Genomic DNA, 6,545 nt, shown 5'->3' on the forward strand with positions numbered 1-6,545 from the left:
AGCGATGAAGCTCATCGAAAAAATTATACTGCACACATGTACAATAATTATTGATCTCCTTCAAATTATACATATACTGCACAACTGTAAAGTAATTTACTGCACACCCGTAAAATATAATTTGGGATAAATATTATGAAAACCCATCGTCTATTCAAAAAAACCAGCATGCTGGTGCTCCCCGTTTTGGCGGCCTTTGGTCTGTCTGGGTGCAACCAAGCACAATCAGAAATCAATGAGCCAGTGATTAAGCCTGTTAAAGTGGTGGAGGTCCCAGAACTCAATTTTGCTCCTGTAAACAGCTACCTAGCGCAGGTTGATGCAACAGACCGTGCGCAACTCTCTTTTCAAGTAGCAGGGCAAATTTCATCCATAGACGTAAAGATGGGTGAGGCGATTAATAAAGGTGAGATTTTGGCAACGCTCGATCCTACCGATTACCAAGTCGCGCTGGATGCAAGACAGGCTGAGTTTGATTTGGCGGAATCTCAACTGAAACGCGCTAAGCAGCTTTTTGCCAAAAAGCTGATCAGTGCCGATGAGTTTGACCGCAACGAAACTCAGTTTAAAGCCGCTGAGGCATCCCTTGCCCAAGCTAAAGCTGACCTAGGTTATACCCAAATTATCGCGCCATTTGATGGTGTGGTATCGCTAACGTATCAAAAGCCTTTTGAAGTTGTTGGTGCGAAGCAGCCTATTTTGAACCTTATTAGCAGCCAAGATTTGGATGTTACCTTCACGATTCCAGTGACAGAGGTGAAGGCGATGACGCTTGAGCAGTTAAAAGACCAGCATTTCTTTGTGACTTTAGATAGCCATCGCAACCAACGAATCGAAGCGCGTTTTCGCGAAATTGCGATGCAGCCTGATCTTGATACCAACAGCTATGCCGCTGCGGTAACAATTGCTAAGCCTGCAAACATCAATGTTCTGTCTGGTATGTCAGGACAAGTGCATATTCAAAGTGAAGCCAAAGAGCGAGCGTTCTCACTACCAGCAAGCGCTTGGATTAGCCAACAAGACAGCAGCGGAAAAGTATGGCGCTTTGATCCAGAAACGCAGCAAATTCATCAAGTCCAACTTTCTACCAACGAGGTTGGTGCGGTAACCGCAGGTCTTCAGCAAGGCGACCAAATTGTGGTTGCAGGCGCTGCCAATCTAGTGGAAGGGCAACGCGTAAAACTATGGACACGTGAGGGCGGTATCTAGTGAAAAAGTCAATTATTGCAATCGGACTGGCAGCTCTCACGCTTCAGGGCTGCTACTCGGATATCACCGAACGTGAACGAGCACCTTTGATGGTTGAGACTATTGAAGTGTCTAAGCCTGTTGAGCAGCAGTATCGCGAGTTTCGTGGTCAGGTGGTGACTGCAGAGCAAACAAACCTGTCATTTCGAATTCAGGGTGAGATTGCTCATCTTCTTGTGAAGCCGGGACAATCGGTGAAGAAGGGTCAAGTGGTCGCTAAGCTCGACGACAAAAAGCTCCAGCAGCAATATCGTGATGCACTAGCTCAGTATGAGTTGGCGACTAAGCAGTTACGCCGTGGTGCCGAGCTCTACTCTCGCGAAATGATCTCGAGCTCTGAGCTAGATGAGCTGACCTCTAACCGACAGCTTACTAAAGCGCAATATCAGAATATTCAGCATCAGATTCAATACACCAGTTTGAAAGCGCCATTTGCTGGCGTCGTCGCTGAAGTGGACAAAGAGCGTTTTGAGAATGTTGGTCCAGGTGAAACTGTGGTCTCGATTTATCAAGATGACAAGGTCTATGTGAAGATCAGTCTCTCCGATCATATTCTGGCCTCTATTACGCCACAAGCACAGCGAGATGCTTATGAACCAAGAGCTTTCTTCTCTGGTCAGGATAAAAGCTACACCATGGAGTATCTAGAGCACTCTAGCGAGCCCGATGCAGTGAGCCGTGCCTACGAGCTTTGGCTTCAGATGCCGCAGCCAGGTGCCAAAATCTTGCCGGGTACGAGCGTGTCTGTGCACGTTGATATGGTGGCTGCCGGACTAAGCACAATTCAAGGTTATCAATTGCCAATGACAGTGCTAGAAGCAGGCAACCAGCCGAGCGAATTTTTTGTGTGGAAACATGAAGAAGGCGTAGCAACAAAAACGCCAGTGCGTGTTGACCAAGTCAACAGCTTCGGTGTGATTGTCGATTCTGGCGTGAGCCAAGGTGACATTTTGATTAGCTCTAGTTTAAGAAAACTGAGAGACGGTGAAGCAGTAGCGCTCATGGAGAACAATAAATAATGAGTCTTACCGAGTATTCAATTAAAAACCGCGTCATAAGCTGGCTGTTTCTAGTTATCTTAGCAATCGGTGGTATTCAATCGTTTAACGACTTAGGGCGTCTAGAAGACCCTGCGTTTACCATCAAAGATGCCATGGTTATCTCTACCTATTCGGGTGCAACGTCAACCGAGGTTGAGGAAGAACTGACGTATCCGCTAGAAAAAGAGATCCGTAAGCTTCCTTATATCGACAACATCAAATCCACATCCTCTGCCGGTCTTTCTCAGATTATGGTGAGTATGGAGATGGATTATGGCCCAGACGAGCTTCCGCAAATCTGGGATGAGATGCGTCGTAAGATCAATGACCTGCGTCCAAATCTGCCTGCCGGTGTTAACTCAATTCAAATCATCGATGATTTTGGTGATGTGTTTGGTGTGATGATCATGGTGACGGGTGATGGCTATGACTATGTCGAGCTAAAGCGCTACGCGGATTACCTTAGCCGAGAGTTAGAGTTGGTCGATGGCGTAGGTAAAGTCGATATTTCTGGCAATCAACAAGAGATGCTATTTGTCGAGCTATCATTGGAGCGTCTCTCAGCTCTCAACCTAGACATGAACACCGTGATGGGACTGCTGAATCAACAAAACAGCGTCCAATCTGCCGGTGAAATCATGATCAACGGCGAAAGCTTGGCAATTCGTCCTAATGGCAGCTTGGACTCTGTTGAGTCATTGGAAAACCTAATTATTCATGGTCGCGACACAGGTAACTTGATTCGTCTGAAAGATGTGGCTGATATCTCTAAGGGTATTCAAGAGAAGCCATCCAATGTGATCACCTTTAATGGTAAGCCTGCGATTAACCTAGCGATTTCGTTCGGCTCTGGCGTGAACGTGGTTGAGGTAGGTAAAGCGCTTGATGCTGAGCTACAAGCTTTAGAAAGCATCAAACCAGCGGGTATTCATCTTGATTATTTCTATAACCAGTCCGCGGAAGTTGATAAGTCAGTTCAAGACTTTGTTGTGAGCTTAGCTCAGGCGGTGGGCATCGTTATCGTGGTGCTGCTGTTTACCATGGGTATGCGCAGCGGCATTATTATTGGTGCAGTATTGCTACTCACCGTGTTTGGTACCTTCATCATGATGAGTATCAACAATATTGAGCTTCATCGTATTTCCTTAGGCGCGCTAATCATTGCTCTGGGCATGCTGGTGGATAACGCCATTGTCATTGTTGAAGGTATTTTGGTTGGATTAAAACAAGGTCAAACCAAGAAGCAGGCAGCGATGAGTATTGCTAAGCAGACTCAGTGGCCATTGCTCGGCGCAACAGTGATCGCGATTACTGCGTTTGCACCTATCGGTCTTTCGCAAGATGCGACGGGTGAGTTTATGGGTTCTCTATTTTGGGTGCTTTGTTACTCGCTGTTCCTAAGTTGGATTACGGCGCTGACACTGACTCCATTCTTAGCAGACTTGCTGCTCAAAGAGTCGGACAAGAATGAACAAGCAGACAATGCTGACCCATATAAAGGCGTGTTGTTTACGGTGTTCCGCTGGTCGCTGGAGTTGGCTCTTAAGCTTCGCTGGTTGACGGTCGCGGGTATGATTGCGTTGTTGGTTTCGGCTGTGATGGCATTTGGTTTGGTGAAGCAGTCGTTCTTCCCACCATCGAATACGCCAATGTTCTTCGTGGATATGTGGATGCCTGAAGGCACGGATATCCGTCAGACCCTGAAACAAACAGAGAAAGTAGAAGAGTATATTCAGTCGCAAGACAATGTAGAGTTCGTATCGACCTCGGTAGGTCAGGGTTTGCAACGATTCATGCTGACTTACCAGCCAGAGAAGAGCTATGAGGGCTACGCGCAACTGCAGGTTCGTACTACGAGCCGAGACAACATGTTTGAGCTGCTACACAAGCTGGATTCTGAACTTGCACATGAATTTGCTGCGCCAACATTCCAGTTGAGGCTAATGGAGTTTGGCCCGTCACCGGCATCTAAGATAGAAGCGCGTATTGTGGGACCTGATCCGCAAGTACTGCGTGATATCGCGGTGCAAGTAGAAGACATTTTGCTCGCAGATCCTGGTTCACGAAATGTTCGTCACGACTGGCGCGAGCGCACGAAGCAGTTGGTTCCTCAGTTCAATGAGTCGAAGGCACGTCGCTTAGGTATCTCTAAAGAAGATCTGTCGAGCACACTGCAGCTAGCCTTTGGCGGTAATACGATTGGTGTGTTCCGCGATGGGACACAAATGCTCCCTATCGTCACTCGTCTAACGGAAGCTGAGCGTGTCGATTACGCATCACTGCAGAACATCTCTATCTGGAGCCCGATGCTGCAGACGTATGTGCCGGTAGAGCAGGTGATTGATGATGTGACGCTTGAGTGGCAAGAGCCAATCATTCAGCGTCGTGACAGAAAACGCACGTTAACCGTGTTGGCTGACCATGATGTACTTGGAGATGAGACGGCAGCGAGTTTGTTCGCTCGTGTTAAGCCACAGGTAGAATCATTGCCTTTGCCTACTGGCTACACGATCGAATGGGGCGGCGAGTATGAATCGTCTAAAGATGCACAGGAAGCGATGTTTAAATCGTTGCCTATGGGCTACTTACTGATGTTTATCATTACGATGTTGCTGTTCAACTCGTTCAAAAAGCCGCTGGTGATTTGGTTGACTGTGCCACTGTCTATTATTGGCGTTGCATTTGGTCTTTTATTATCGAACATGCCATTTAGTTTCACGGCGTTGCTCGGACTACTGAGCTTGAGCGGTATGATCTTGAAAAACGGGATTGTCCTGATGGATCAGATAAACCTTGAGCTAGAAAGTGGTAAAGATCCGTATCTAGCTATCGTTGATAGTGCGGTGAGCCGTGTGCGCCCAGTGAGTATGGCAGCACTGACCACTATCTTAGGTATGATTCCGTTAGTGTTTGATGCGTTCTTCGGATCAATGGCGATCACGATAATGGCTGGCCTTGGCTTTGCAACAGTACTAACACTCATAGTAGTCCCTGTATTGTTTGCTATTTTCTTTAAGGTAAAACCTGCGAAATAACTGAAATTACAGTGGATATGACGAAAAGCCTGCACTTATTGCAGGCTTTTTTACGTTACTAGGATGTGAATTTTGAACCCGCTTCTCGCATTTTGACGCCATTTTTGTGATTTTTGCGGACGAGTTCGGTATTCATCGTCTTTATCGAGTTATTTGTAAGTTAATTTCGAAATCTTGATCAAATTTTCGCAAAATAATGACGTTATTTTGGAATACCAACCACATTTTTTGGCATGATCGTTTTGTAATTCGACCCACTTTCAACACAATATGGTCACGAAACGATCAGATGCAAATGGAGACACCTCACATGCCGACTAACTACTGCGCAGCGTGCAAGAAAGATACCGCCCATAAAGCAGTCATGCGCCGCAGTCATAACGACAGTTCATCCGCGCTTCAAAGCTTCCAAATGCTTATGTCTCAACTGGTTAACGGTAGTGGTTACTACAAGTTAGAACGCCAACTGTATTGCCGAGTTTGCAATACTCAGAACCAAGAGTCCGTAAAACCAGTTATCACTGGTCAAACGAATCTGGCATAGATTCACACTGTAAACTGTTGTCGATTAGTGGGATTTGTCACAACTTTGTGATCTCACATCTATTTACAGGCATAACCTTTGATTTACAATCGTGAAATCTCCAATTCACTTGAGTTAAATCAATGGCTTCGCTTGCTTTAGATAAAATCGATTTGGAAATCCTTCGAATACTCAGCCGTAAAGGTCGTATGCCTATTGTCGAGTTGGCCAAGCTCGTCAACCTTACGACGTCTCCATGTTCTGATCGCGTTAAACGGCTTGAGAAAGAGGGGTTCATTCTTGGTTACCATGCTGAGCTCAACCCAGAAAAGTTGAACTTGGATGTTCAGGTCTTTATTCATATCCGTCTGGATCAGACGAGTTTCTCCATTTTTGAAAAGTTTGCTAAAGCTGTTGAGCTTATGCCGGAAATAGAAGAGTGTTATTCCTTATCGGGTGACTTCGATACTATGATCAAAGTCCGCACCAAAGATATGAAATCTTATCAATCCTTTATGTCGACCAAGCTAGGCACGCTTCCAGGAGTTATTCAGACTCGCAGTGAAGTCGTCATAGAAGAACATAAAACCGGCTTTGGTGTTAACCCTGACCTTCTTGACACACTTTGACGCAATTAGACAAACCATTACCTATCCTGCGTTGATATAAACGCTCCCGTCACAGACTCTTTCAGCCCAT

At 46.1% G+C, this 6,545-nt stretch carries 5 protein-coding genes; all 5 read left to right on the forward strand.

The window, feature by feature from the left end; translation table 11 throughout:
- Nucleotides 1-135: 135 nt before the first annotated feature.
- The 5 genes from LY387_RS20555 to LY387_RS20575 all read left to right on the forward strand — a co-directional run bounded on the left by LY387_RS20555 (nt 136) and on the right by LY387_RS20575 (nt 6,475).
- Nucleotides 136-1,209, forward strand: a complete 1,074-nt coding sequence (locus LY387_RS20555) for an efflux RND transporter periplasmic adaptor subunit (protein ID WP_234497712.1) — start codon at nt 136-138, stop codon at nt 1,207-1,209.
- Nucleotides 1,209-2,267, forward strand: coding sequence for an efflux RND transporter periplasmic adaptor subunit (locus LY387_RS20560; protein WP_234497713.1), 1,059 nt, complete (start codon nt 1,209-1,211; stop codon nt 2,265-2,267). The genes LY387_RS20555 and LY387_RS20560 overlap by 1 nt, the downstream gene beginning before the upstream one ends.
- Nucleotides 2,267-5,323 carry an efflux RND transporter permease subunit gene (locus LY387_RS20565; protein ID WP_234497714.1) on the forward strand — a complete coding sequence of 1,019 codons (3,057 nt, stop codon included), beginning with the start codon at nt 2,267-2,269 and terminating at the stop codon, nt 5,321-5,323. Before LY387_RS20560 ends, LY387_RS20565 begins: the two co-directional genes overlap by 1 nt.
- 310 nt (nt 5,324-5,633) lie before the next feature.
- Nucleotides 5,634-5,867: a hypothetical protein gene (locus LY387_RS20570; RefSeq protein WP_042475162.1), complete on the forward strand. Its 234-nt coding sequence runs from the start codon at nt 5,634-5,636 to the stop codon at nt 5,865-5,867.
- 122 nt (nt 5,868-5,989) lie between these two features.
- The gene (locus LY387_RS20575; RefSeq protein ID WP_128649976.1) at nt 5,990-6,475 is read left to right on the forward strand and encodes an Lrp/AsnC family transcriptional regulator; all 486 of its coding nucleotides are present in this window, start codon (nt 5,990-5,992) and stop codon (nt 6,473-6,475) included.
- The last annotated feature ends 70 nt before the right edge of the window (nt 6,476-6,545 follow it).

It is taken from the genome of Vibrio maritimus, from assembly GCF_021441885.1.
Taxonomy (GTDB): Bacteria; Pseudomonadota; Gammaproteobacteria; order Enterobacterales; family Vibrionaceae; genus Vibrio; species Vibrio maritimus_B.

Excerpts from the sequence above, each read along its gene's own strand:
- LY387_RS20570 (WP_042475162.1), top strand. The coding sequence starts at position 5,634 with ATGCCGACTAACTACTGCGCAGCGTGCAAGAAAGATACCGCCCATAAA.
- LY387_RS20555 (WP_234497712.1), top strand. The coding sequence starts at position 136 with ATGAAAACCCATCGTCTATTCAAAAAAACCAGCATGCTGGTGCTCCCC.
- LY387_RS20565 (WP_234497714.1), top strand. The coding sequence starts at position 2,267 with ATGAGTCTTACCGAGTATTCAATTAAAAACCGCGTCATAAGCTGGCTG.
- LY387_RS20575 (WP_128649976.1), top strand. The coding sequence starts at position 5,990 with ATGGCTTCGCTTGCTTTAGATAAAATCGATTTGGAAATCCTTCGAATA.